Below are 23,138 nucleotides of genomic sequence, written 5' to 3' on the forward strand. Positions count from 1 at the left end.
TGCTAGCTGTCACAATATTTATCTGGTAGATGTCTCGCGCCAAAGTACTATCCAAAACCACCGGCGGCGAGGCACAGCTTTCAACAGGTGGAGTGAGTGCCCATGGGCCTAATTGTTCAAAAATTTGGCGGTTCTTCCGTTTCAGATGCCGAAGGCATCAAGCGTGTAGCGCGTCGAATTATTGATACTAAATCCAAGGGCCATGACGTCGTCGTCGTTGTTTCGGCAATGGGCGATACCACCGATGACCTGCTCGATCTGGCTGGCCAGCTCACTGATGAAGCTCCAGCACGCGAGATGGACATGCTGCTCTCCGCTGGTGAACGCATCTCGATGTCGTTGCTTGCGATGGCAATCAACCAGTTCGGTGAGCAAGCTGCTTCTTTCACCGGCTCGCAGGCCGGTTTGATCACCGATTCCACCCATGGCAAGGCACGCATCATGGAGGTCTCGCCGCAGCGGGTACGCCGTGCCATCGACCGTGGCTTCATCGCGATCGTCGCCGGTTTCCAGGGCATGAGCAAGGAATCCAAAAACATCACCACCATGGGTCGTGGCGGCTCTGACACCACCGCAGTGGCGCTGGCCGCAGCTCTAGGCGCCGATGTCTGCGAAATCTACACCGACGTGGACGGCATCTACACCGCTGATCCGCGCGTAGTGCACTCGGCCAAAAAGATCGAGACGATCACCAGCGAAGAAATGCTGGAAATGGCCGCCAGTGGCTCAAAGATCTTGCATCTGCGTTGCGTGGAATACGCCCGCCGTTTCGGCGTGCCACTGCATGTGCGCTCTTCATTCAGCACCAACGAGGGCACCTGGGTGCTCCCGGATCCCGAAGACAAAATCAAAATTCAAGAGGGAGAACCCTTGGAACAGCCAATCATCTCAGGTGTCGCCCACGACCACTCCGAAGCCAAGGTCACCATCATTGGCGTGCCTGATATCCCGGGCAAGGCAGCACAGATCTTCGGTGTCATCGCCGCGGCGCAGGCCAACATCGACATGATCGTGCAGAACATCTCGACCCGCGGTTCGGGTGCCACCGACATCTCCTTCACGCTGCCGATGACCGAAACCAAGCATGTGCTTGAAGCGCTGAACACCGCCAAGCCGGAAATTGGCTTCGAGGATATCGAGCATAACGACGAGGTTGGCAAGCTCTCGCTGATCGGCGCTGGCATGCGCTCGAACCCAGGGGTGTCCTTCACCTTCTTCGAAGCGCTGCACCGCGCAGGCGTTAACGTGGACATGATTTCCACTTCCGAGATCCGCATCTCCGTGGTCACCGACGCTGACAAGCTCAACGACGCAGTGCGCGCCATCCACACCGCGTTTGATCTGGATACCGATGTGGAAGCCACCGTCTACGGCGGCACCGGCCGCTAGCCGGCAGCAAGACATAGCGAAGAACGCCTGCGGAACTTTTCAGTTCCGCAGGCGTTCTTCGCTTAATCAGCTACTTGGCAGGTTCCAGCGTCTTGGTGTAGACGGTTTCGCCCAGCCCGTTGCGCAAAGTCACGGTGAACAGATCCTGCTCGTCCAAATCAACATGGCCGAAGAACTGCCCCTTGCCATCGCGAGGCGACTGGTTGGTGGTACCGGCCTTGGAGAACTCGACCTTCGGGCCGAAGGTGCCATCCATTTCATTTGGCCCGAAGGAACCGGCGTTGACCGGGCCGGCCACGAATTCCCAGAACTCGTTGAACTCGCGGAAGGCGGCGCGCTCTGGCGAATAGTGGTGGGCCGCGCAGTAGTGCACGTCGGCAGTCAGGAAGACCACATTCTTGATGCCGCGGTCCTTGATGGCCTTGAGCAATCGCGCCAGTTCCAGTTCGCGGCCTAGTGGTGCGCCGTGGTCTGCATTGGAAATGGATTCCTGGGCCTTGCCATCGGGAACAATGATGCCCAGCGGCAGATCGTTGAGGATGACCTTCCAGGTGGCCTTGGACTTGGCCAGCCCGTCCACCAGCCAGTTCAGCTGTTCCTCGCCGAGGATCGCGGTGGCCTTCTCTTCCATTCCGGCGGTGTTCTCCGACTTGTAGCTGCGCATGTCCAGCGCGAAGAGGTCCAGTGCCGGGCCTCGGGAGATTTTGCGGTAGATGCGGGCAGCCTCGAATCCGGTGCCGCCGTTCATGGCGCGCGGGTCGGCGATCGGCTGGTATTCCTGCCAGGCCTGGCGGCCGCGAGCAGCCAATGTGTTGATATCGCGCACGGTGTAGCGCTCATCTTGGATAACCTCGCCTGGCCACCAGTTATTGTGGGTTTCGTGGTCATCCCACTGGGCAATCACCGGAACTTCGGCATACATGGCCCGCACGTTGTGGTCCATCAGGTTGTAGCGGTGCCGGCCGCGGTACTCGTCCAGGGTTTCGGCCACCTTGGAGACTTCTTCGGTGACCAGGTTGCGCCAAATCTGGCCGTCAGGTTCCATGACCTCCCCGGCAATCGGGCCGTCGGCATATATCGTGTCGCCGCTGTGCACGAAGAAATCCGGCTTTGTCGCATGCATGGCCGCGTAGGCGCGCATTCCGCCGATTTCTTCATTGATGCCCCAGCCCTGGCCAGCCGTATCGCCGGACCAGACAAAGCTCTGGGCCCGGGAGGCATCTTGATTGCGGCGACCGGTCAGTGCAGGTGCGGTGCTGAACCAGCCGTTCTGCATCTCGCCCAGGGTTCCGTTTTCGTCTTCGAAGCCGATACTGACGGCGAAGCGCGTCCCGGCAGGCAGATGCTGGGCATTGATCTTTGCAGTGAAGTCGGTGGTCTCGCGGGCGTAGGCGCCGCGCAAAGTCTTGGCGAATGATCCGCGGCCCCGGATGATATTTCCAGTTTCGTCTACCGCGCGCAGTTGAGCACGCAAGCGGCCCTCGCCGGAGCTGCGGGCCCAGAACACGGCATTGCTGGTGGAGACATCACCCATGGAAAACCCGCTGGTCAGGCCAAGTCGGGAACGCACTAGACGGGGGCTGCTGGATGCCAGCGCTGCTCCAGTCGGCCCGACCAGGGTTAGGGCGCTTGCACCGAGCGCACCGGTGAGCAATTTGCGACGCGAAATACTAGTCATGCGTCTGAGTGTTCAGGACTCGATCAACCGTTGCCTTGAGCCGAGATGAACACAAAAAGAAATTAATTCCGGGTCGTTGGCAACGGCAATCCAATGGCTATGAACGAGCGAGCACACCTGCGTGAATTTTCAAGCCGCTTTGGATTCATCCAGCCCGCCACCGAAACGCCGAATGCTGGCAGACTTGGAAAATGGGTTCAACACGAGTGATTTCCGGCCCGCCGCCGGCGGATCATCCTATTCCCCCAGCGGTGCGCGCCGCAGCTGGTCCTGAAGAAATCGAGGGTATATGGCAGAACGCTCTTGGCGGAGTCACTTACCGCATCGGAAATGGCGAGCGGACGCGCTTCGCCAAGTGGTCGCCGGGATGCCCTCCCGAAGAAGAATGCGATCTGACGGCTGAAGCCCAGCGCATGAGCTGGGCAGGAGAATTCATTCGGGTCCCGGAAGTACTCTCCTGCGAGGACCACGCTGACGGCCAGCTGCTCATCACCGCTGCATTGCGCGGGCACAGTGCAGCCAGCAGCCTGGGCAAAAGCGACCCTGCACGCTCAGCCCGCGCTGTCGGCCAGGGACTGCGGCAAATGCACGATGCTTTGCCCGTTGGAGCATGCCCTTTCGACTGGGACCTGGAATCCCGTATTCAGCACCTTCCAGCCGGGCAGCGGGCTGAATTGCTCGCCGAGGCCCCGGAACTGGATCTTGTGGTGTGCCATGGCGATGCGTGCTTGCCAAACACGATCATCACCGACGACCATGCTTTCAGCGCGCATGTGGATATGGGCAAGCTGGGACTCGCAGACCGCTGGGCGGATCTGGCAATTGCCGCGTGGAGCACCGAGTGGAACTACGGGCCTGCTTTCGAACAGTACGTCTACGCCGGCTACTGCATCGAACCGGATGAACGGAAAATCGCGTTCTACCGCGGGGTCTGGGACGCCACGTAGGATGCCATCGCGCTAACGCGCCACGTACCGATGCTCAGGTCGGCCGCGGGTTCCGTATCCAAGCTGCAGCTCCAAGGATTCGTTGGCCACGAGTGCTGCCAAATAGCGTTGTGCTGTCGCACGGGCAACACCGACGGCTTCTGCAACTTCGGCAACGCTCATCGGTTCGGCAGATTCTTTCACGCATGAAAGCACTGCTTGTTCGGTCGGGGCGGCACCCACTGACGCATTGGTTTCCTCTCCACCTTGGAGCGACCGGTACAACCTGTCTACGCCCTGCTGGTTGAACTCCCCGGTCCCTGCCAATTGGCGGCGGTAGCGCGCCCAGCCTTTGAGCTTGGAAGCCAAGGTCTTGGCGTCGAAAGGCTTGATGATGAAGGCCAGCGCGCCTGAGCGCAGCGCCTTATCGATGTTCTTCGGTTCGATCGCCGCGGAGATCATGATCGCATCGACATCGAGTTCTCTGAGAAGCTCGATTCCACTCACATGCGGCAGGTAGAGGTCCAGCAAGACCAAATCGGGTTTCAAGCTCTGCACCAGTTTGGGGATCACGCGCGGATCCTGCACAGGTTCCAAAGCATGGAACCCGGGGATGGCATTGACCATCTCCGCATGCAGTTCACCGACCCGGAAGTCGTCGTCAACGATCAGCACCCGATAGTTTCCGCTGCTGTTCTCGTTCAAAGTTGCGCTCCTTCACTGTGGTCGTTCTCTGAAATGGCTGGCTCTACCAGCACGGCGGGAAGCCTGGCTGCAATAACTGCCCCGGCTCCGCCGGAGCCGCGGTCAGCGATCCAGACATCCCCGCTGCGGGCTTGGGCCAGCCGTTTGATCAGCGGCAGCCCTACGCCTTGTCCATGCTCATTGCCCAGGTGGGATCCGGTACTGACGTCCCGCGCGAAGATATCCTCGTCAGTGGTGATGCCAGGTCCTGAATCTGCCACGGCAATGTGCAAGGTGTTCCCCTCGGACAGCAAGTCGATTTCCACCCAGGGTTCTGCATCCGTGCGAAGAGCCGCGGTGAAGGCGTTATCCAGCAGATTGCCCAGGACTGCAGTGGCATCCTGGGCATCGTGCGCCGAGGCAATATGGCCGAAAAGCATGGACTGCCCAGACACCCGCAGCTCGATGCCCAGCTCGTGGGAGCGCACCGCTTTCGCCGAAATGAATGCCGCGAGGTAAGCGTCATGGATGGCCTCCAGCCCAGGAACCTGGGCGATCTTCGGCCCGGCTTCCGTCACCTCGCGCAGGTAGTCTTCAGCCTGTTCAATCTTGCCCAGGTTGATCAGCCCGAGGACCGCATGCATGCGGTTGGCGAATTCATGGCGTTGCGCGCGCAGCGCGTCGGCCATGTCCTGGACCGCGTCGAGCTTGGTACCCAGCGCTTCCAAGGTGGTGACATCATGCAGCAGCACGACCAGCCCGAGATCTACCCCATCACGGTCGACCTTGGTCACGCGGGCAATGAGCGAGTTGCCATTTGCACTGAAACGGACAGGTGCCGGGTCGCATTCCTTGATCGCCTTGACCAGCCGGTGATCCAAGCCAGCGGATTCGAAGTGGCGGCCCACCACGTCTTCCAATTCGGTGCGGTGCGGCAGCCCCAGCAACTGCCTGGCGGCCTTGTTGCGCACGGTAATCCGCTTGTCTGCGCCAATGCCCATGACCCCTTCGGTGACGCCGTAGAGCACTGCCTGCTGATCCCTGACTAGCTGGGCGATTTCGTTCGGTTCCAGTCCTAATGTCTGGCGTTTCAAGCGGCGTACGGTCACTCGTCCGGCGAACACCGCCAGGGCCGCGGAGAGCGCCGCGAACAATACGATCCAGGCGAAGGATCCAAGCAGTGCCCCGGTCAAGGAGTCAGTGGTCACGCCCACGGAAACTTCACCGACAACGGCGCCCGCGTTGCTGTAGATCGGGACCTTGGCGCGGACTGATTCCCCAAGAGTTCCGTGTTCCCGCGAGACCGCTTCGATACCTTCCAAGGCGACCGGGTCGGTGGATACCATCTTGCCCAGTTCTTCCGGGTTCGGATGGCTCAAGCGCAGTCCGCGGTCTTCGGTAATCACCACGAAATAGGCTTGCTCCTGCCCGATGACAGCGTCAGCGAGACGTTGCAGCTCCCCCTCGGCGAGCGCTTGCGGATCCAGCTTGTCCTGCTGGGCATAGCGTGAAACCTGCTCAACGACTTCCGGCAGTACCGCCACGGTGCGGGCGATGGTCAGCGAAGTGTCTTCCGCTTTCGAATACACCCGGTCATAGCTGGCGAAAAGCGTTCCTGCGGTAACCAGGACAATCAAGACACCTACGACCAGGAATTGCAGTCGCATGATGCGGGAGGCGAAATGCCGGGTACCGGCGCCAGAACGGAACATGCCACCCAGCATAAACCCATCTTTCCGCACTCGTGAGTTTAATGAGCAAAAAGATGGCAAAGAACTTAACCGTTCAACAATAAGCACAAGACGCGCAACGTGAGCACCGCCACGTACCTTGGGTTAGTGCCTCGCCCGGCTTGCGGGGCCAAAGGATTCACTCACACTGAAATGGAGGTCGGGTCAATGCTTGTTGCACTCGGATTCCTCATGGTCGCCACCTTCATGGTGCTGATCATGACAAAGCGCATGACGCCCCTGCTGGCATTGATTCTGGTACCGACCATCTTCGGCTTGTTCGCCGGTGCCGGATTCGGCCTAGGCGATATGGTCATGGACGCAGTCAAGGACATGTCCGGCACCGCGGCCCTGCTGATGTTCGCGATCATGTACTTCGGCATCATGATCGATGTCGGCCTGTTCGACCGCCTGGTCTCCGGCATCCAGAAACTGGTTGGCAACGACCCGGCCAAGGTCGTCATGGGCACCTCGCTGCTCACCGCGGTCATCTCCCTGGATGGCGATGGTTCCACCACCTTCATCGTGGTCACCGCCGCCATGCTGCCGATCTACCAGCGCCTGGGCATGAGCCCAGTGGTCCTGACCTGTGTCGCCGGCCTCACCAACGGCACTCTGAACATCGTTCCCTGGGGCGGCCCAACGGCCCGCGCCGCCGCGGCACTGGGTGTGGACGCTTCGGAAATTTTCGTGCCGATGCTGCCTTCGCTGGGTATTGCCCTCGTCGTCATTGCCCTATTCGCATGGCAGATGGGTGTTTCCGAGCGCCGTCGCCTGCAGCGCGAGCGTCCGGAAATCTGGGGCACCGAGCTCGGCGGCGGCAACGTAGCCGCCCCAACCGGAGGCAAGGCTCCGGGCGGCACCTCCCCTGCCGGGGGCAACCTGGCAGTTCTGGAATCCGTAGCCCGCAAGGGCGATGGCACCGAGTTCTCCACCATGGACGGCACCGTGCTGGATCCGGATCGCGAGACCCTGCGTCCCAAAACTTTCTACTTCAACCTTGCGTTGACTGTCGCCATCATGGTGCTGCTGGTGGTCGATGTCATGCCACTGTCCTACCTGTTCATGGTCGGCACGGCGATCGCCTTGGTCGTCAACTTCCCCAAGGTCTCCGACCAGGTGAAGATGATTGCCGCGCATTCCAGCGAAATCATCGCCGTGGTCTCCATGGTGCTCGGTGCAGCGGTTTTGACCGGCGTGCTTTCCGGCACCGGCATGGTCGATGCGATGAGCCAGTGGCTTGTGGATGTCATCCCGACCTCCATGGGCCCGTACATGGCGGTGCTCACCGGGCTGATCTCCATCCCGGCCACCTTCCTCATGAGCAACGATGCCTTCTACTTCGGTGTCTTGCCAGTTCTCGCCGAAGCCGGCGCGCACTTCGGTGTTCCAGCGGTGGATATGGCGCGCGCCTCCATCACCGGACAGCCGGTGCACATGCAGTCTCCGCTCGTTCCGGCCATCTTGTTGCTGGTGTCGCTCTCTCGTGTGGACTTGGGCGATCACCACAAGAAGGTGCTGTGGCGTGCGTTGGTGGTCTCCTTGGTCATGCTTGCTTCAGGCATGCTCCTCGGCGTCATCCACATGGGCTAACGCCCCTAGGACCGATGGTCCGTCGTCAGCCTGGCTCCGCGCCACCCGGATTTCTCGATTCGGGTAGCGCGGAGTCCGGTGTTTAAGCTGGGCCCGGCACCTTGAGTTGGACACTGATGGAGGCTCACCGGAAACCCCGCGTCCGGCATCCGATCAGCCAGCTCGGCTTCTCGTGGATTCTGCCACTTCGAGAAAGCCCACGCCGCCTCGTGCATCGCCACTGCCAGCGCGTTCCGGCCCGCCTCCCTTTGACGCTGAGAGCACCTAGCTGGCTTCTTGCTCAGGCGCCCAAGGGTTCGCGGACCGCACAAAGACAGCGACGCCAGGCTCGATCCAGAAGAAATCAATCATCAATGCTCCGGAATGCCCGCCGTTCCGCAGCCCGCGGCACCATCACCCGGATTCCGGTGCCCAGCGGCTACCGTTGCAGTTCCGGGGGCTCGCCAGCAGTCGGCGATGGCCAGCCAGCAACTGCCGGCCTAGCTTGCAGGCTTGTCGACGTTCCAGTTCGGAACCGTATTTTTACTCCTGGCGCCTTCGCAGCAATTCAGCGAGCAGGCACCACTGCCCGGGCCCAGCGCTTTGCTGCCGGAAATGGTTCTCTGCTCCGGCTCCTCTGCACGCACTTGAGCTGCCCGTTCCACAACCAGATCGACCAAGCCGCTGACAAAGGACGGCGAAATGCCGACGCTGTCGGCACGGAGAAACCCCATCCCCAACTCACGCGCCGTCTGTGCAGCTTCGGTGTCCAAATCGAATTTCACCTCCATGTGATCAGAGACGAAGCCGATCGGGACTACCAGTACCGCTTCGGTTCCGGAATCCGAAAGCTCGCGCATGCGGTCATTGATATCCGGTTCCAGCCAAGGAGTGTGCGCAGATCCGGAACGGGAGCAGAACACCAGCTCGGCGTCTAGTTGCTCTTCTCCATCTAATTCCGCGCTAAGCCACTTCATGAGCTCTTCATGCTGTCCCTGGTAGCCAGCGGTGAACTTCTCCGATGATTTCTGCATCGAAGTCGGAATCGAATGAGTTACGAATAGGATCTTATGGCGACTGCGGTCCAGACCGCCGACAAGCTGCCTCAACTCGCCCAGCCCTCTCCGGAGGCAATCCAGCTGTGCCTGGGCGAATCCCGGGTGGTTATAGTACTGACGCACTTTATCAATCACCACCTCGATGCCTTGTTCTTCCAGTGCGGCCACGGCACCTGCAAAATCCTCCCGGTATTGCCGGCAGGAGGAATACGAGGAGTATGCCGAAGTGTCAATGGCCAGGAACCTGCGCGAGCCGTGCATGCGCGCATGGTTACCAACTACCTCAGCGAGATACGGTTGCCAATTCCGGTTGCCCCAGAGCAACGGCGTATCGATGCCGCGGGCCGCGAATTCATCGCGCAAGGCCCGCACCAAGGCCTGGTTTTGCTCGTTGATCGGGGACTTTCCGCCGAACATGTAGTAGTGCTCGCCCACCTCTTCGAGACGCTCATCGGGAATCCCTCGTCCCCGGGTAACGTTCTGCAGGAAAGGAAGGACATCAGCTGGCTTCTCCGGTCCGCCAAAGGACATAAGCAAGATTGCATCAAACGGGGCTACCGACATGTTTCCCATCGGGATCTTCCACACTTTCTCCTGGAACAAATGCCAGCATGGGCAAATTCCTCCCAGAGCCGGCAGATGCAACATTTACCTAGATTAGCTATTATCTAGCCAGGCTAATGATAATCCCCCTGCCAGCTTATCTCCAACGCGCCGGCACCCGGGTGCTCGCGCCCGGTTCCCGTGCAGCAGTCCAGCGCTGGAATCCCCGCAGCATGGCGGGGCTCCAGCAGCTAGCTGGCGCCAAGGCTATGAGCTAACTCGAGCTCAATCCGCTCATTTCGGAATTGGTGGCCGCCATCGAGCAACTTGCGCGGGACGATCCGCTGGTCGGCCATGGCCAGCAGTTGGGAGCCTTGGGCGCCAAGCACCAATTTCGGGGCCGCACCGGGAACTGGAATTACTGCGGGGCGTCGCACTGCGCGGGCCAAGGCACGGGTGAATTCGGCGTTGCTGACCGGCTGCGGTGCAACCGCATTGACAGGGCCAGCCAATTGCGAATCCCATAGCGCGCGATGGTAGATGTCCAGCAGGTCATCAAGCCCGATCCACGAAAGCATCTGCTGTCCCCCGCCCAAAGGCCCACCCAGGCCTGCGGTGAATATCGGGCGCAGAACAGCGAGCATGCCGCCCTTGGGGCTCAGCACGACACCGGTACGGATCTGCACCCGGCGCATTGAACCGCCGCCTTCCCGGGCGGCTTGCTCCCAGCGCTGCACGACGCCAGAGAGGAAGTCCTGGTTGCTGGCCGGCGCGGAATCGGACTCATCCAGCGGGTCCGGTCCGGCTGAGGCGCCATAGAACCCGATGGCCGAGGAACTGATGAAGGTGCGGACACCTGAACGTGCCGCGAGAAGGGCGAGGGAGCGGGTGGGCTCGATCCTACTGGACTCAATCGCCTGGCGATGGGCCTGGCTGAACCGTCCGAAGATGCTGGCCCCAGCCAAGTGGATGACTGCATCGCACCCCTCCAGCAGGTCTTTGTCGGGATCTGCGGGATCCCAGCGCCGTTCGCTTGCCGTGTGCGGCGCGTGCCGCACGAGCTTAATGATCCGGTGCCCTCCGGTGGACAAGAAGGCGCATAAGGCCTGGCCGACCAGTCCGCTTGAACCGGTTACGGCGATCACCAGCGGTTCCAGCCCGGCCTGCGCCCCACGGTGGTGGGCGGCAAAGTCGTTCGCCAACTGGCGATGCCGGTAGGCGAGCATGGATTCGATCTGCCGGCCGGGCATATTCGACTCGATGCAGTCGCGCACGGTGGTGGACTCCGGGCCAGCGGGCTCGAAGTAATGCTCGTGCCGCCACCGCACCACGCGCGCAGGAATGCCGCGCAGCCCTTCGGGTTCGAGCTGGTCGACGAAGCTGCGGTTCTCCGAGAAACCTTCGGGCTGGTGCTTGGCATTCCACAGCAATCCGCCGGGAAGACCCAAAACGGCTGTTCCATCCTTCAGCGAGGTCGCTTCCTCCATGACTTTCAGCGGAAGCCACGGCGGCAAGAGCCGCTGAATGGCACCAGGTCGGGAGAACCAGTCGAAGACGACAGGTGCAGATGCGGGTAGCTGGCTGGAGCGGTTGAGCGTCATGGCCCCATAGTATTCGCAGGGGCTACCTTTGCCCCGCAGCTTTCAGGCTTCATCCATAAATTGCGCTGGCGCCGGCTCATTACCCACCAAGATTTCAGGCTCCTGGAAACTGCCTCGGCAGAAGGGAATTTATGCAGTCCAGGCCCTACTCCCGATACCACACGGGAAGATAGTCCAACGGCGCATCTTCGCCCACTCGCCCGTCAACTGCCTCGCGCAAGAGATCTGCATGCCCTGCATGCCGGCCGTACTCTTCGACCAGGTCGCAGATGATTCTGCGAACCGACACATGCTTGCCGTCGAACTCCAACCCGGAATCCGTATCCAGAGCCCCTTCCTCGATGAGTGATTGCTGGATTTTCCGGCTCTTGGCCACAGCCTCGTCGTAGCGCTGATAAAGGATTTCCGGATCGTCGTTCAAATCCACGTCGAAATGCTCACGCCCGTCGGCAGTGAGCGCGAGGAGTACCTCGGGGCGCTGCCGCGCGATGAAATAGGTGAATTTCTCATCTTCGACAAGAGCCAGGTGCTGCAGCAATCCACCTAGGCTCAGCTGGCTGCTGGGCAGCTTGATTGCCAGCTGGCCGATGTCCAGCTTGTCTGCCTTGTACCGGAAGGTGGTGCGCAGCCTGTCGAGCACTCCAAACAGGTGCTGCGCTTCCGTACCGCTCATTGGCGGTTCCCACAGTGGTAGATTTTCCATCGCTTAGCTCCATCGCAAGAAGTGTGAGTTGGCGTACCAAACTGGTTTCACCGGCCCATGAATTGAATAATGAGAAGTATGCCCCTAACCGCCACCATTTTGGACCCCTCGCAGTGGACGCCTCGTGCTGTTGAGCATGAAGCGCGCGCGAGGGCCTTTGGCGAGCCATTCGTGGATCGGCGCATGAAGGGCAAGAAGCACCCTATCGAGGACTTCCTTTTCACCTACTACACGCAAAAACCGGGACAGCTCTACCGCTGGCATCCGGGGATGGCCGTGGTACTAGTTGGCCACGAGGCTCGGGAGCGTGGAACTTGGAAGTTCTATCGCAGCGTCCAGACATCCAGCGGTCCCGGATACGAATTTGATGCACAAGCTTTCGGCCAGGCCCGGGCTCGGGCTATTGAATTCGCTCGCATCATCCTGGCCGGCACCGCGCAACGCCCAGGCAATTTCTCCTGCTTCGGGCTTCACGAGTGGGCCATGGCCTACAAGTCAGAAGCCAACGGCATCCGCCATGAATATCTGCCCTTGCGCCTGGGGGCGCAAGGCACCGACGAAGTAGTTGAAACGCATAAGATCAGGTGCACCCACTTTGATGCTTTCCGCTTCTACACTCCCCAGGCCACCGACCTGAATGAAGTGCAACCAACCCGGGAAACCCAGCGCGATCTCGAGCAGCCTGCTTGCTTGCACGCCAATATGGATCTGTATAAATGGGCTTACAAGCTGTCTCCGGCGGTACCCAGTGAATTAGTCATGGACTGCTTCGAACTCGCATGGGATATCCGCACCATGGATATGCAAGCTTCCCCTTATGACTTGGCCGATTGGGGTCATGATCCGATTCGCATTGAAACCCCCGAGGGCAAGGCTACGTACGTGCGAATGCAAAAAGAGTTTGCCGCACGTGCCGATTCATTGCGCTTGTCGCTACTGGAAATTGCCAATAGCCTCCCAATCCCCCGAGAAGACTAGACCTGACCACCGGGTCGAGGCCACGATGGAGCCATGGGTACTACTCGGAGTTTTCGTCTGGTTTTGGCCTGTATCGGGGCCAGCTCCCTGGGCTTGTGCTTGGCTTCTTGCTCCACGAGCACCACGGTTGGATCGCAAACCCGCTTGGACATCACCATTCGCGCTGATGGCAGCGAAATTTCGCAGCAGTATTTATTGGAATGCGATGGCGAGCAATCCACTGATGCCAGTACCTTGCCCGATGCTTCCAAAGCTTGCTTGCAATTGGCACTTGATCCCAGCGTGATTACTGAAGAAATTGATCCCCAGCAAGCCTGTACGGAAATTTATGGGGGTCCGCAACGGGCGGAAATCGAGGGAACTTTGCATGGCGATCCGGTGAATGCCAATTTTTCTCGGCACAATGGTTGCGCCATTGAGCGTTGGGAAAGCGCCTCGTTTCTGCTTGGATCCGTAAATTCATGAGGCAATAGATGCGAAAATACGCACGAAGAAATTAGAATAGTTTGACTATGGAGTTTTTCCTGCTGGTTATCGCGCTACTTTTCGCCACCATTCTGATTGTCGGCATCGGAGAACGGATCAAGCTGCCCTATCCGATCCTCATGCTGATCTTTGCGACGCTGGCGGGCTTCTTGCCATTCATGCCCAAAATGCATATCGAGCCTGCTCTGATCTTGCCGATCTTCTTGCCTCCGTTGCTTTTCGCTACAGCTCAGCGAAGCAGCTGGTCGGTGTTCCGCTTCCGTTGGAAAGCACTGATTCGCTTGGCAGTAGTGCTCATTGTGGTGACTGCAGGCACTGTCGCTGCGACGGCGTTGGCATTCTCCCCGATTGCTTCAATTCCACTGGCTCTGGCTCTTGGCGCAGTCGTTGCTCCACCTGACCCGGTTGCCGTGGATGCGATCGCTACGAAGGTCAAGATGCCGCGGCGTTTAACCTCGTTGCTGGAAACGGAAGGCCTTTTCAACGATGCCATGGCAATCGTGCTCTTCCAGCTTGCAGTACAGGCAACCGTGGACAAGACTCAGGTTGGACTGGAAATCATTCCACAATTCCTCATCGGAGCTGCCGGAGCTGTAGCGCTCGGTCTGGCAATGGGATGGGCTATTGGTGCCCTGAACCGTTTCGTACCTAACTTGGCTGCGCGTTGCGCCGCCACCTTGGTAGCCCCGTATGCGGTCTACGTGATCGCTGAAGAGTTGCATACTTCCGGTGTGATTGCTGTAGTGGTGACAGCATTGGAAATGGTAAGGCGCGACCGTCCCCAGGACTCTGCCGAACGGCTGACCCGCCAATCCTTCTGGGAAGTGCTGGAACTGCTCGCAACGGGTTTGGCCTTCGGGTTGATGGGCATCGAAATGAACCAGGTCATCCAGGAAGAAGGCAGAAACCTGATTGGCTTCATTCCAGGCATCGCTGCCATCTGTTTTGTGGTCATCGCTGTACGCGCATTGTGGATGCTGGGCACTTACTACCTGCCCAATCGGAAGAACCCGAAAATTCCTGCACGCAAGGATGCCTTGGTGCTTACGTGGTGCGGCATGCGCGGGTTGGCTACCTTGGCTCTGGCTTTGGCGTTGCCTAAGGTCACAGCCGACGGCTCGCCCATCGAGGGGCGCAACTTCATCGTTGCGGCAGCTTGCACGGTCTTGCTGTGCACCTTGGTAGTGCCAGGCCTGACCTTGCCCTCCTTGATGCGCGTGCTGAAATTGCGCAATAACGAGCAAGACACCAAGCGTGCCAAGCGGAATTTGGCACGGCGTGCTGAAGCTGTTGCGCTTTCAGCATTAAAAAAGAATCTTGACCTGCAAGAACTTCCCGAAAACTACCAGCAGGCAGTGCGCCGCAGAATGAATTCGCTTCACACCATCTTGGCCAAGGACCCGGATCCGCACGATGCTATTTCCGATGAGAAGTACACCCAGGTTCGCGCCGTCATCGCCAAGGCTGATTCCATCCAGGCCATCGCCTTGGAAGCAGCTCGCGACGAGCTTCTCAAGGCCCGTCGCGAACCGAACGTCGATCCGCATTTGGTGGACGAGATCGTCGGACGCCTTGACCGGCGCACCGCGACCTTGGACCGCTAGGCGGCCTTGCGTTCCAGCTTCACGATGACCTCGTAGTGGTTGGTCTGCGGGAACATGTCCATCACCCGGGCCAGCGTCGGAGTGTAGTTCTCAAGACGTTCCAGATCCCGGGCAAGGGACTTGGCGTTGCAGCTGGAGTAGATGATCTGCTGGACATCGGAACCGTTGAGCCACGTGGACAAGTCGGCCGTGATTCCACGGCGTGGAGGATTCACGATGACTGCTTCTGGTGCCCAACCGGCACCCAGTGCAAATTCTGTTGCATCCTGGGCCTTGAAGTGAATGTCATCAAGTTCCATGGCTTTGGCGCTGGTCTCTGCCGCTTCTACAGCTTCTGTACTGGTTTCGATGCCGTACACGGTGCGGTCCTCGGCTGCGCAATGCAATGCGAAACCGCCCACCCCGCTGTACAGGTCCCACACGCTTTCCGGGTTGGCATCATTGATCCATTGGCGGGCTTGCCGGTACAGGGCCGCCGCGACCTCGCTATTGGTTTGGAAAAATCCCTGCGGACGCAAATGCATCGGTACGCCGTTCAAACCGAATTCCAAAGTCGTGCGGCGGGTAAGGATTATTTCTTCCTCGCCTTCAAGCACCGCCTTGTGCTCTGGCAGGAAGTTCACCGACACCACGCTGTGGCGTGGAAGCTGTTCAAGGAACTGCGGCAGTGAATCGCGCAGTGCAACAAAGTGCTTTTTGGTGCGCAGCACCCAGCGGACCATCACCGAGCCGGTGTCCGAAAGGGTGAGAATCACATGCTTGAGTTCGCCCTTGCGCTTGGGAACGTCGTAGGGAATGAGCTTGAGCTCATGGATGAATCGCTCAATGAGCGGGAACACGGCACGCAGCTGGTCTGCAACCACACCGCAGTGGCGCAGATCGATGCCGCGGCCCTCCGCATCCAAGATGCCGATGGTCGGCTTGTCGGTGGTTCCGGAAATGACCATTTTGGCCTTATTGCGGAAGCCTTGTTCGCTGCTGGCTTGGGCGGGAAGAAATTCCAGGTCCGGAAAATCTGCGAGCAGTCGCTTGCAATCCTCGACCTTTGATTGCAGTTGCTGGGCATAGGGCACCGTCATCAGGGTGCAAGAGCGGCAGCGGGAGGCAGAAAAGTAAAGGCATTCCATGGTACTTATGATTTTAGCGAAGATCCACTGGAACCCAGCACCGAGGACTCTCGCTGCCTATTGACCGCAAATTTTCAGCTTTGGCCGATAGGCTCACGAGTGATCAAATCTTATTGAGCAAAACCCCGAACGGCTGACCCCATTCTGGGAATGGTTAGTTGAACCGCGAAAGGACAGATGGCACTACATTCCGGGCTATCCGCGCAACGCCGCGGCATTGCATTGATTGCGCTTCCCCTCGCTGCAGCGATCGGCGTCTGCACTGGTTGCGCGCCGTCCTCGCCCCAAGCCCAAGAAGCTGTATCCGATCCGGTTCCTGCCACTTCGTCCAGCATCTCACCGCCGAAGGCCACCCCCAGCCTCGGCAATTCGCCAGCCAGCTCCCGCGGTCAGCAATCTGCTTCTTCCCAGCCCAACACCATCGCTCCAACCAAGGCGCCCAGCAGTACAGCTGCTAAAACCTCCAGCGTTGCTGAAACGCCGAAAAGCTCTGAAACCTCGCTTTCGCCTCTCGCCACCGGCGCTAAAACCGGTGCTGCCCTCAAGGCGCTGCCCAGCTCAGCGGCTCCCATGTCCAAGGCCACCGCACAGCTCTTCGCTGCGGTGAATGCCGGCAAGCCAAAGGGCGTCAAGGCTGCCATCAAAAACGGTGCCGATCTCAGCGCGAAAGACGAGTCCGGCCGCACCGCGCTGATGCGTGCGGTCATCAAGAAGAATCCTGCAATCGCCAAGGAGCTTTTCGAAGCGGGTGCTGATCCAGATGTGAAGGATGACTTCTACGAGTCGGCATTCCTGCGGGCCAGCGCCAATGGCCAGGTGGCAACCTTGAAGCTTTTCATTGACGGCGGGGCGGACATTACCGCGGTGAACCGCATGGGCGGCACCGCACTGACGGTTGCGAGCGAGAATGGCCAGGTTCAGGCCGTACGCCACCTGCTGCGCACCGATATTCCCGTGGATCACGTCAACGACTTGGGGTGGACTGCCCTGCACGAAACCATCGTTCTGGGCCAGGGCACCAACAATGCCATCACCATTGCTCGATTGCTGATCACCAACGGGGCCAACCCGAATCTGAAGGACCATTCCGGCTCCGATGCGTTCAAACTCGCCCGCGAACGCCAGCAGAACCAGATGCTGACCATGCTGCAGGCCGCCAGCAAGCGATAATCGCTTAAAGTGCGTCGAGGTAGTACCAGGCGCCGTCTTGCTTCACGAACGTGCTGACCTCGTGCTGTTGCGCGTCAATGCGGCCATCGAGGTAGTGCGCAGCAAATTCCACCACTCCGCGTGAAGCAGCCGCACCGCCGGCGCGGGTAGAAATGATTTCCAACCCGGTCCAGCGCATTTGCGGATCCAATTCCATTTCTTTAGGCCGCGTGCTCTCATGCCAGGTCGCCAGCAAATACCCGGCCAATCCCAGCACGAAAGCGCTGTAGCGCGAGCGCATCAACTCCTCTGCACTGGATGGCAGCAGGGAACCATCTTTTCTTCCGTCATGAAACGGCTTGCAGCAGTTCTCGTAGGAAAGCTCCCCGGCTTCCAAAACACGGCAGGCGCAGATCGTTTGACTAGTGTTTTTCACAGTTTCAGCATACGCGCCAAGGACGAACCCGTGCCCCATGAGCCTAAGATCACATGACTTAAAGCACGGGATATCGGTGCTATCGCGCACAGGCACGTTTTCCGCATCACATTCACGGGTAGACTATGAAGGCAAGCTCGCGGAGCGCCAAATCCCCCTGGTGTGAGACGGCATCTCCGTGTGGCATTTAACTTAACCTCGCCAACAGGAGATATGCCGGATGCCCCGCATCGTTGTAGATGTCATGCTCAAGCCAGAAATCCTTGACCCTCAGGGCAAGGCCATCGCGGGAGCTCTTCCCCGCCTAGGCTTCACCTCCTTCGAAGCTGTCCGCCAGGGCAAGCGCTTTGAACTGTCCGTGGACGGCGAGGTGACCGAAGAAATCCTCGCCCAGGCTCGCGAGGCTGCAGAAACCCTGCTTTCCAACCCGGTGATCGAAGATGTCGTCAACGTCGAGGTATTCGAAGACTAATGAGCGCCGAACTTCCCCTGATTGGCGACTATTCAACGCCAAGCACTGAACTTTCCGGAGCGCGCATCGGCGTGGTGACCTTCCCGGGCACCCTCGATGACCGCGACGCCACTCGCGCCGTGCGCGCAGCCGGTGCCGAAGCGGTGTCCCTGTGGCACGCCGACACCGACCTGCAGGATGTCGACGCCGTGGTGATCCCCGGCGGCTTCTCCTACGGCGACTACCTGCGCGCCGGCGCGATCTCCCGCTTCGCACCGATGATGGCGAAGATCGCAGATGCCGCGAACTCCGATGCCAAGCTGCCCGTGCTGGGCATCTGCAACGGTTTCCAGATCCTCACCGAGTCGCACCTGCTGCCCGGATCGATGATCAAGAACGACCACCTGAAGTTCATCTGCCGCGATCAGCTGCTGCGCGTGGAGAACAACCAGACCGCATGGACCAACGGCTTCGAAGCAGGCCAGGAAATCACCATCGTGCTGAAGAACCAGGATGGCCAGTACGTGGCCGACGAGAAGGTCCTGGACGAGCTCGAAGCGGAAAACCGCATCGCGTTCTCCTACGTGGGCTGGAACCCGAACGGCTCGCGCCGCTCGATCGCCGGCGTGAGCAACAAGGCCGGCAACGTTGTCGGCCTGATGCCGCACCCGGAGCACGCCATTGAGGCCGGCTTCGGCCCGGACCACCGCGGCACCGACGGGCTGGCATTCTTCACCAGCGTTCTGACCCACCTTGTTGGAGGCAAAAAGTGAGCCAGGAAGCCACTAAGGAATTCAATATCGACACCGTCGATAACGCAGCGGGCACCCCGGATGTAGAACTGCCATGGGCAGAGCTGGGCCTGAAGGACAACGAGTTCGCCGAGATCGTGAAGATCCTGGGCCGTCGTCCGACCGCCGCTGAATTGGCCATGTACTCGGTCATGTGGTCCGAGCACTGCTCGTACAAGTCCACCAAGAACCACCTGCGCCAGTTCGGCCAGAAGGTTACCCCGGAAATGAAGAAGGACCTGATGGTCGGCATGGGCGAAAACGCCGGTGTCACCGACCTGGGCGACGGCTGGGCCGTGACCTTCAAGATCGAGTCCCACAACTCGCCTTCCTACGTCGAGCCGTACCAGGGTGCCGCTACCGGCATCGGCGGCATCGTGCGCGACATCATCTCCATGGGCGCCCGCCCGATCGCCGTGATGGATCCGCTGCGTTTCGGCGCGATCGACCACGAGGACTCGCAGCGCGTCGTGCACGGCGTGGTCTCGGGCATCGGCGGCTACGGCAACTCGCTGGGCCTGCCGAACATCGGCGGCGAAACCGTCTTCGACCCGATCTACCAGGGCAACCCGCTGGTCAACGCACTGGCCGTGGGCGCACTGCGCCACGAAGACCTGCGCCTGGCCAACGCCTCGGGCGTGGGCAACAAGGTCGTGCTCTTCGGTGCGCGCACCGGTGGCGACGGCATCGGCGGCGCGTCGGTGCTGGCCAGCGAGTCCTTCGACGACACCAAGCCTTCCAAGCGCCCTGCGGTGCAGGTGGGCGACCCGTTCGCCGAGAAGGTGCTCATCGAGTGCTGCCTGGAGCTGTTCAAGGCCTCGCTGGTCGAGGGCATCCAGGATCTGGGCGCTGCAGGCATCTCCTGCGCAACCAGCGAACTGGCATCCAACGGCGAAGGCGGCATGCAGGTAGAGCTGACCAACGTGCTGCTGCGCGATTCCACCCTGACCCCGGGCGAAATCCTGATGTCGGAGTCCCAGGAACGCATGATGGCCGTCGTCACCCCGGAGAACATTGAAGCGTTCGAGGCTGTCATGGCCAAGTGGAACGTGGAGTACTCCTGGCTGGGCGAGGTCACCGACACCGACCGCTTGATCATCACCTGGGATGGCGAAGTCATCGTGGACGTGGATCCGAAGACCGTCGCCCACGACGGCCCGGTCTACGACCGCCCGTACGCCCGTCCGCAATGGCAGGATGCGCTGCAGGCTGACACCTTCAAGTCCTCGGAAGCCGGCAAGAACCTGCCTGCGACCGGCGACGAGCTGAAGGCCGCCACCTTGGAGCTGATTGCCAGCCCGAACATGTGCGACAAGTCCTGGATCACCAACCAGTACGACCGCTACGTCGGCGGCAACACCGCGCTGGCCGCCCCGGATGATGCCGGCGTGGTCCGCATCGACGAGTCCACCGGCCTGGGCGTTGCCATCGCTACCGATGCCAACGGCCGCTACACCTACCTGGACCCATACGCCGGCGCCCAGCTGGCACTGGCCGAATCCTACCGCAACGTCGCCACCTCCGGCGCGATCCCTGCGGCTGTTTCGGACTGCCTGAACTACGGTTCCCCAGAGGATCCGGATGTCATGTGGCAGCTGGCCGAGGGTATCCGCGGCCTGTCCGATGCCTGCATGGAGCTTGGTGTTCCGGTCACCGGCGGCAACGTCTCGCTGTACAACCAGACCGGCAACAAGGCCATCCACCCGACCCCGGTGGTGGCGACCCTTGGCAAGTTCGACGACGTGGCACGCCGCACCCCATCGGGTTGGCGCGAAGAGGCAGATGGCCAGGCCATCTACCTGATCGGCACCACCGAAGATGAGCTGGACGGCTCGGAGTTCGCCAACTTGCGCGGACACCTGGGCGGCACCCCGCCAAAGGTTGATCTGGCTGCCGAGAAGGAACTGGGCGCCATCTTGATCAACGCCAGCCGCGACGGCATGATCGATGCCGCTCACGACCTGTCCGAGGGCGGCCTGGCCGCTGCCCTGTCCGAGATGGTCTTGCGCTACGGCGTGGGCGCTCGCGTGGCGCTGAACGAGGTCAAGGAGCGCGACGGTATCGACTCGTTCACCGCGTTGTTCTCCGAGTCCCAGGCTCGCGCCTTGGTTGCGGTTCCACGCAGCGAAGAGGTCCGCTTCAACGACATGACCGGCGCTCGCGGCGTGACCGTGGCCCGCTTGGGCATTGTCGATGCGCAGTCCGGCGCCTTGGAAGTCCAAGGCGAATTCACCGTTTCGGTGGATGAGCTGCGCGAGGCTTCTGAAGGCACCATGAAGAAGTACTTCGGCTAGGCCTTAGCCCAACACGCAAACGGTGGTTCTCCCCCTGGGGAGAACCACCGTTTTTGTTTTCGCAGATTATTTGGCGCTGAGTACTTTTTCGATTTTTTCTCCTTCCACCAGGATTTCGGCTTCTCCGGTTCCCGCAGCGGTCATCGCGGTGTACTTCAATTGACCAATGATGCGCGGATCATCGCAGGTGCCCCCCGGAGCTCACGGTTCCGTTCAGCTCAACGGTCACTACATCCCCATCTACTACCGATGATGCATAGCTGAGGTCAGAGCCGGCCAGGGCATTGCGCAGCCCCGATCCTCCGACTTCTTCCTTGTCGTCGGCCAGCAGGACGGTGATGGCGGCTTCGACCTGGTTGGTGAATTCCTCCGGACCGGTTTCAGTTGAGACCAGGGAGTCGCCGCAGCCGATCTTCGGGCCCGATTTTCCCTCATCGCCTACGGCAACATAGAACAGCGCCAGCGCAGCGGTCGTTGGTTCCGCGGAGCTTTCAGTTGCCGGCGTGCTGCTTGCGCTCGGAGCTGCAGTTTTTTCATTGGTTGGCGCAGCTGCGCTTTCAGTTATTTCTCCGTCGGTGCCCGTGCTGCAACCGGCGATGAGAATAAGCGCGCCCCAGGCCAGTGCCAGTGGTGCTGCACGGTTTCGCTTCGGTAGCATATCTTCTCCTCCTCGCGAGGCTCTTGCAAGTAGTCCCCCAACCGTAGCGGTGAGTGGCAAACCGGTTCCAGCACGAATCCGTTGCAGTTCGGCCCCTTTGCGGCACCAACGCCGCTGAGCTGCCAGCACCTATACTTATAGTTGACACGTCAATGATATTGAGTCATAATTGATGTATCAACTAAATTTAGGAAGCAGGGAGCGCGCAATGGATTCCTTCGAGAACATCGAATTCGGCCTCGACACCTTCGGCGACGTGCCAAGCGACAAGTCGGGCAAGCTGGTTACCCATGCCCAGGGAATCCGCGCCACGGTGCAAGAAGCCATCGCAGCTGACCAGTCGGGCGTAGATGTGATTGCCGTCGGCGAGCACCACCGCCCGGAATACGCCATCTCCAGCCCCGAGACCGTTCTAGCGGGCATCGCCACCGCCACCCAGAACATCCGTCTGGGTTCCGGAGTGACCGTGCTATCCTCAGATGACCCGGTGCGCGTATACCAGCGCTTCGCAACCGTGGACGCACTATCCAACGGACGCGCCGAGGTAATGCTGGGACGCGGCTCCTTCACCGAGTCCTTCCCGCTGTTCGGCCATGACATGGCGGATTACGAACTGCTCTTCGACGAGAAGATCGATCTGTTCCACAAGCTCCTGGACGAGAAGCCGGTGACCTGGCAGGGAACCAAGCGCGCACCGCTGACCGATATGGATGTCTTCCCGAAGACCGAATCCGGCCGCTTGAACACCTGGGTGGGCGTAGGCGGCTCCCCGCAGTCAGTCATCCGCACCGCCCACTACGGTTTCCGCATGATGCTCGCCGTAATTGGCGGCTCACCGGAACGCTTCGCACCCTATGTCGACCTGTACCGCCGGGCCAACGACCAGTTCGGCCACCCAACCCTGCCAGTGGGCCTGCACTCCCCCGGCTTCGTGGCAGAGACCGACGAGTTGGCCCGCGAGCACATGTTCGACGCCTACAAGGAGCAACGTGACCGCATCGGCGCAACGCGCGGATGGAGCCCAATGAGCCGTGGCGAATTCGAACACGAAATCAGCGAGGGCTCGCTGTACGTCGGGTCGCCGGAAACCGTGGCCCGCAAGATCACCAAGACCATCAAGTCCCTGGACATCGGGCGTTTCGATTTGATCTACTCCGGCGGCGCAGTGGAAGCTGGCGCCCGCTTGCGTGCCGTAGAGCTCTACGGCGAGAAGGTCATCCCGCTAGTGCGCGAAATGCTCGCAGAGCACTAATCACGCACTCGAAGAACAAGCTTGGAGC

At 60.3% G+C, this 23,138-nt stretch carries 20 protein-coding genes; 11 read left to right on the forward strand and 9 right to left on the reverse strand.

The genetic code is table 11. From position 1 onward, the window contains the following. The first annotated feature begins 102 nt into the window (after positions 1-102). Complete coding sequence (locus tag AB4Y71_RS12845; protein WP_013347699.1) at positions 103-1,389, forward strand: aspartate kinase; 1,287 nt, start codon at positions 103-105, stop codon at positions 1,387-1,389. 70 nt (positions 1,390-1,459) lie between these two features. Here AB4Y71_RS12845 and AB4Y71_RS12850 read toward each other — a convergent pair whose 3' ends face one another. Next, the gene (locus tag AB4Y71_RS12850) at positions 1,460-3,067 is read right to left on the reverse strand and encodes an alkaline phosphatase D family protein (RefSeq protein ID WP_441720848.1); all 1,608 of its coding nucleotides are present in this window, start codon (positions 3,065-3,067) and stop codon (positions 1,460-1,462) included. Positions 3,068-3,258: 191 nt separating this feature from the next. Between AB4Y71_RS12850 and AB4Y71_RS12855 the strand changes: the two genes are divergently transcribed. After that, entirely contained in the window at positions 3,259-4,014 is a 756-nt protein-coding gene (locus AB4Y71_RS12855) for a phosphotransferase (RefSeq protein WP_441720849.1), read from the forward strand. 12 nt (positions 4,015-4,026) lie between these two features. On the opposite strand, the gene AB4Y71_RS12860 is transcribed toward AB4Y71_RS12855, so the two are convergent. Together AB4Y71_RS12860 and AB4Y71_RS12865 are read right to left on the reverse strand one after the other, a co-directional pair. Further along, complete coding sequence (locus AB4Y71_RS12860) at positions 4,027-4,698, reverse strand: response regulator (protein ID WP_134781159.1); 672 nt, start codon at positions 4,696-4,698, stop codon at positions 4,027-4,029. After that, positions 4,695-6,389, reverse strand: coding sequence for an ATP-binding protein (locus AB4Y71_RS12865; RefSeq protein ID WP_441687383.1), 1,695 nt, complete (start codon positions 6,387-6,389; stop codon positions 4,695-4,697). Before AB4Y71_RS12865 ends, AB4Y71_RS12860 begins: the two co-directional genes overlap by 4 nt. Before the next feature lie 186 nt (positions 6,390-6,575). Here AB4Y71_RS12865 and AB4Y71_RS12870 point away from each other — a divergent pair, with 186 nt between their 5' ends. Further along, a complete protein-coding gene (locus AB4Y71_RS12870) occupies positions 6,576-8,000 on the forward strand; it encodes a CitMHS family transporter (protein ID WP_417364524.1) in 1,425 nt (474 codons plus the stop codon). Between the two features lie 479 nt (positions 8,001-8,479). On the opposite strand, the gene AB4Y71_RS12875 is transcribed toward AB4Y71_RS12870, so the two are convergent. The 3 genes from AB4Y71_RS12875 to AB4Y71_RS12885 form a co-directional block, all read right to left on the reverse strand. Beyond that, positions 8,480-9,610: a ferrochelatase gene (locus tag AB4Y71_RS12875; RefSeq protein ID WP_441720852.1), complete on the reverse strand. Its 1,131-nt coding sequence runs from the start codon at positions 9,608-9,610 to the stop codon at positions 8,480-8,482. Between the two features lie 221 nt (positions 9,611-9,831). After that, entirely contained in the window at positions 9,832-11,181 is a 1,350-nt protein-coding gene (locus AB4Y71_RS12880) for a TIGR01777 family oxidoreductase (protein WP_134781163.1), read from the reverse strand. 145 nt (positions 11,182-11,326) lie between these two features. Then, entirely contained in the window at positions 11,327-11,884 is a 558-nt protein-coding gene (locus AB4Y71_RS12885) for a mycothiol transferase (RefSeq protein WP_441720854.1), read from the reverse strand. A gap of 78 nt (positions 11,885-11,962) precedes the next feature. On the opposite strand from AB4Y71_RS12885, the gene AB4Y71_RS12890 reads away from it, so the two are divergent. From AB4Y71_RS12890 to AB4Y71_RS12900, 3 genes are all read left to right on the forward strand, one after another. Beyond that, the gene (locus AB4Y71_RS12890; protein ID WP_441720856.1) at positions 11,963-12,862 is read left to right on the forward strand and encodes a 3-methyladenine DNA glycosylase; all 900 of its coding nucleotides are present in this window, start codon (positions 11,963-11,965) and stop codon (positions 12,860-12,862) included. A 144-nt stretch (positions 12,863-13,006) separates the two neighbouring features. Beyond that, positions 13,007-13,327, forward strand: coding sequence for a hypothetical protein (locus AB4Y71_RS12895; protein ID WP_102598675.1), 321 nt, complete (start codon positions 13,007-13,009; stop codon positions 13,325-13,327). A 47-nt stretch (positions 13,328-13,374) separates the two neighbouring features. After that, positions 13,375-14,952: a cation:proton antiporter gene (locus tag AB4Y71_RS12900; RefSeq protein WP_441720858.1), complete on the forward strand. Its 1,578-nt coding sequence runs from the start codon at positions 13,375-13,377 to the stop codon at positions 14,950-14,952. Here the strand turns inward: AB4Y71_RS12900 and AB4Y71_RS12905 are convergent. Then, entirely contained in the window at positions 14,949-16,079 is a 1,131-nt protein-coding gene (locus AB4Y71_RS12905) for a methyltransferase domain-containing protein (RefSeq protein WP_134781165.1), read from the reverse strand. The two genes, AB4Y71_RS12900 and AB4Y71_RS12905, sit on opposite strands and share 4 nt — an antisense overlap. Positions 16,080-16,256: 177 nt before the next feature. Here AB4Y71_RS12905 and AB4Y71_RS12910 point away from each other — a divergent pair, with 177 nt between their 5' ends. Continuing rightward, a complete protein-coding gene (locus AB4Y71_RS12910; RefSeq protein ID WP_441720860.1) occupies positions 16,257-17,249 on the forward strand; it encodes an ankyrin repeat domain-containing protein in 993 nt (330 codons plus the stop codon). Positions 17,250-17,253: 4 nt separating this feature from the next. Here AB4Y71_RS12910 and AB4Y71_RS12915 read toward each other — a convergent pair whose 3' ends face one another. Next, positions 17,254-17,664 carry a YchJ family protein gene (locus tag AB4Y71_RS12915; protein WP_223261628.1) on the reverse strand — a complete coding sequence of 137 codons (411 nt, stop codon included), beginning with the start codon at positions 17,662-17,664 and terminating at the stop codon, positions 17,254-17,256. A gap of 220 nt (positions 17,665-17,884) precedes the next feature. Between AB4Y71_RS12915 and purS the strand changes: the two genes are divergently transcribed. From purS to purL, 3 genes are read left to right on the forward strand one after another with little or no spacing between them, the layout of a single operon-like run. Next, positions 17,885-18,136 carry a phosphoribosylformylglycinamidine synthase subunit PurS gene (purS, locus tag AB4Y71_RS12920; RefSeq protein ID WP_102598679.1) on the forward strand — a complete coding sequence of 84 codons (252 nt, stop codon included), beginning with the start codon at positions 17,885-17,887 and terminating at the stop codon, positions 18,134-18,136. After that, positions 18,136-18,888 carry a phosphoribosylformylglycinamidine synthase subunit PurQ gene (gene purQ / locus AB4Y71_RS12925; RefSeq protein WP_441720862.1) on the forward strand — a complete coding sequence of 251 codons (753 nt, stop codon included), beginning with the start codon at positions 18,136-18,138 and terminating at the stop codon, positions 18,886-18,888. The genes purS and purQ overlap by 1 nt, the downstream gene beginning before the upstream one ends. Beyond that, positions 18,885-21,200, forward strand: a complete 2,316-nt coding sequence (gene purL / locus AB4Y71_RS12930; RefSeq protein WP_441684639.1) for a phosphoribosylformylglycinamidine synthase subunit PurL — start codon at positions 18,885-18,887, stop codon at positions 21,198-21,200. The genes purQ and purL overlap by 4 nt, the downstream gene beginning before the upstream one ends. Positions 21,201-21,378: 178 nt before the next feature. On the opposite strand, the gene AB4Y71_RS12935 is transcribed toward purL, so the two are convergent. Further along, a complete protein-coding gene (locus tag AB4Y71_RS12935; protein ID WP_441720864.1) occupies positions 21,379-21,858 on the reverse strand; it encodes a hypothetical protein in 480 nt (159 codons plus the stop codon). A 208-nt stretch (positions 21,859-22,066) separates the two neighbouring features. On the opposite strand from AB4Y71_RS12935, the gene AB4Y71_RS12940 reads away from it, so the two are divergent. Beyond that, a complete protein-coding gene (locus AB4Y71_RS12940; RefSeq protein ID WP_441720866.1) occupies positions 22,067-23,110 on the forward strand; it encodes an LLM class flavin-dependent oxidoreductase in 1,044 nt (347 codons plus the stop codon). Positions 23,111-23,138 lie beyond the last annotated feature (28 nt).

The sequence above is a fragment of the Glutamicibacter sp. MCAF14 genome (assembly GCF_052114325.1).
GTDB lineage: Bacteria > Actinomycetota > Actinomycetes > Actinomycetales > Micrococcaceae > Glutamicibacter > Glutamicibacter arilaitensis.

Coding starts and splice junctions, on each gene's coding strand:
- AB4Y71_RS12845 (WP_013347699.1), top strand. CDS start 103: ATGGGCCTAATTGTTCAAAAATTTGGCGGTTCTTCCGTTTCAGATGCC.
- AB4Y71_RS12850 (WP_441720848.1), bottom strand. CDS start 3,067: ATGACTAGTATTTCGCGTCGCAAATTGCTCACCGGTGCGCTCGGTGCA.
- AB4Y71_RS12855 (WP_441720849.1), top strand. CDS start 3,259: ATGGGTTCAACACGAGTGATTTCCGGCCCGCCGCCGGCGGATCATCCT.
- AB4Y71_RS12865 (WP_441687383.1), bottom strand. CDS start 6,389: ATGTTCCGTTCTGGCGCCGGTACCCGGCATTTCGCCTCCCGCATCATG.
- AB4Y71_RS12870 (WP_417364524.1), top strand. CDS start 6,576: ATGCTTGTTGCACTCGGATTCCTCATGGTCGCCACCTTCATGGTGCTG.
- AB4Y71_RS12875 (WP_441720852.1), bottom strand. CDS start 9,610: ATGGGAAACATGTCGGTAGCCCCGTTTGATGCAATCTTGCTTATGTCC.
- AB4Y71_RS12880 (WP_134781163.1), bottom strand. CDS start 11,181: ATGACGCTCAACCGCTCCAGCCAGCTACCCGCATCTGCACCTGTCGTC.
- AB4Y71_RS12885 (WP_441720854.1), bottom strand. CDS start 11,884: ATGGAAAATCTACCACTGTGGGAACCGCCAATGAGCGGTACGGAAGCG.
- AB4Y71_RS12890 (WP_441720856.1), top strand. CDS start 11,963: ATGCCCCTAACCGCCACCATTTTGGACCCCTCGCAGTGGACGCCTCGT.
- AB4Y71_RS12900 (WP_441720858.1), top strand. CDS start 13,375: ATGGAGTTTTTCCTGCTGGTTATCGCGCTACTTTTCGCCACCATTCTG.
- AB4Y71_RS12905 (WP_134781165.1), bottom strand. CDS start 16,079: ATGGAATGCCTTTACTTTTCTGCCTCCCGCTGCCGCTCTTGCACCCTG.
- AB4Y71_RS12910 (WP_441720860.1), top strand. CDS start 16,257: ATGGCACTACATTCCGGGCTATCCGCGCAACGCCGCGGCATTGCATTG.
- purS (WP_102598679.1), top strand. CDS start 17,885: ATGCCCCGCATCGTTGTAGATGTCATGCTCAAGCCAGAAATCCTTGAC.
- purQ (WP_441720862.1), top strand. CDS start 18,136: ATGAGCGCCGAACTTCCCCTGATTGGCGACTATTCAACGCCAAGCACT.
- AB4Y71_RS12935 (WP_441720864.1), bottom strand. CDS start 21,858: ATGCTACCGAAGCGAAACCGTGCAGCACCACTGGCACTGGCCTGGGGC.
- AB4Y71_RS12940 (WP_441720866.1), top strand. CDS start 22,067: ATGGATTCCTTCGAGAACATCGAATTCGGCCTCGACACCTTCGGCGAC.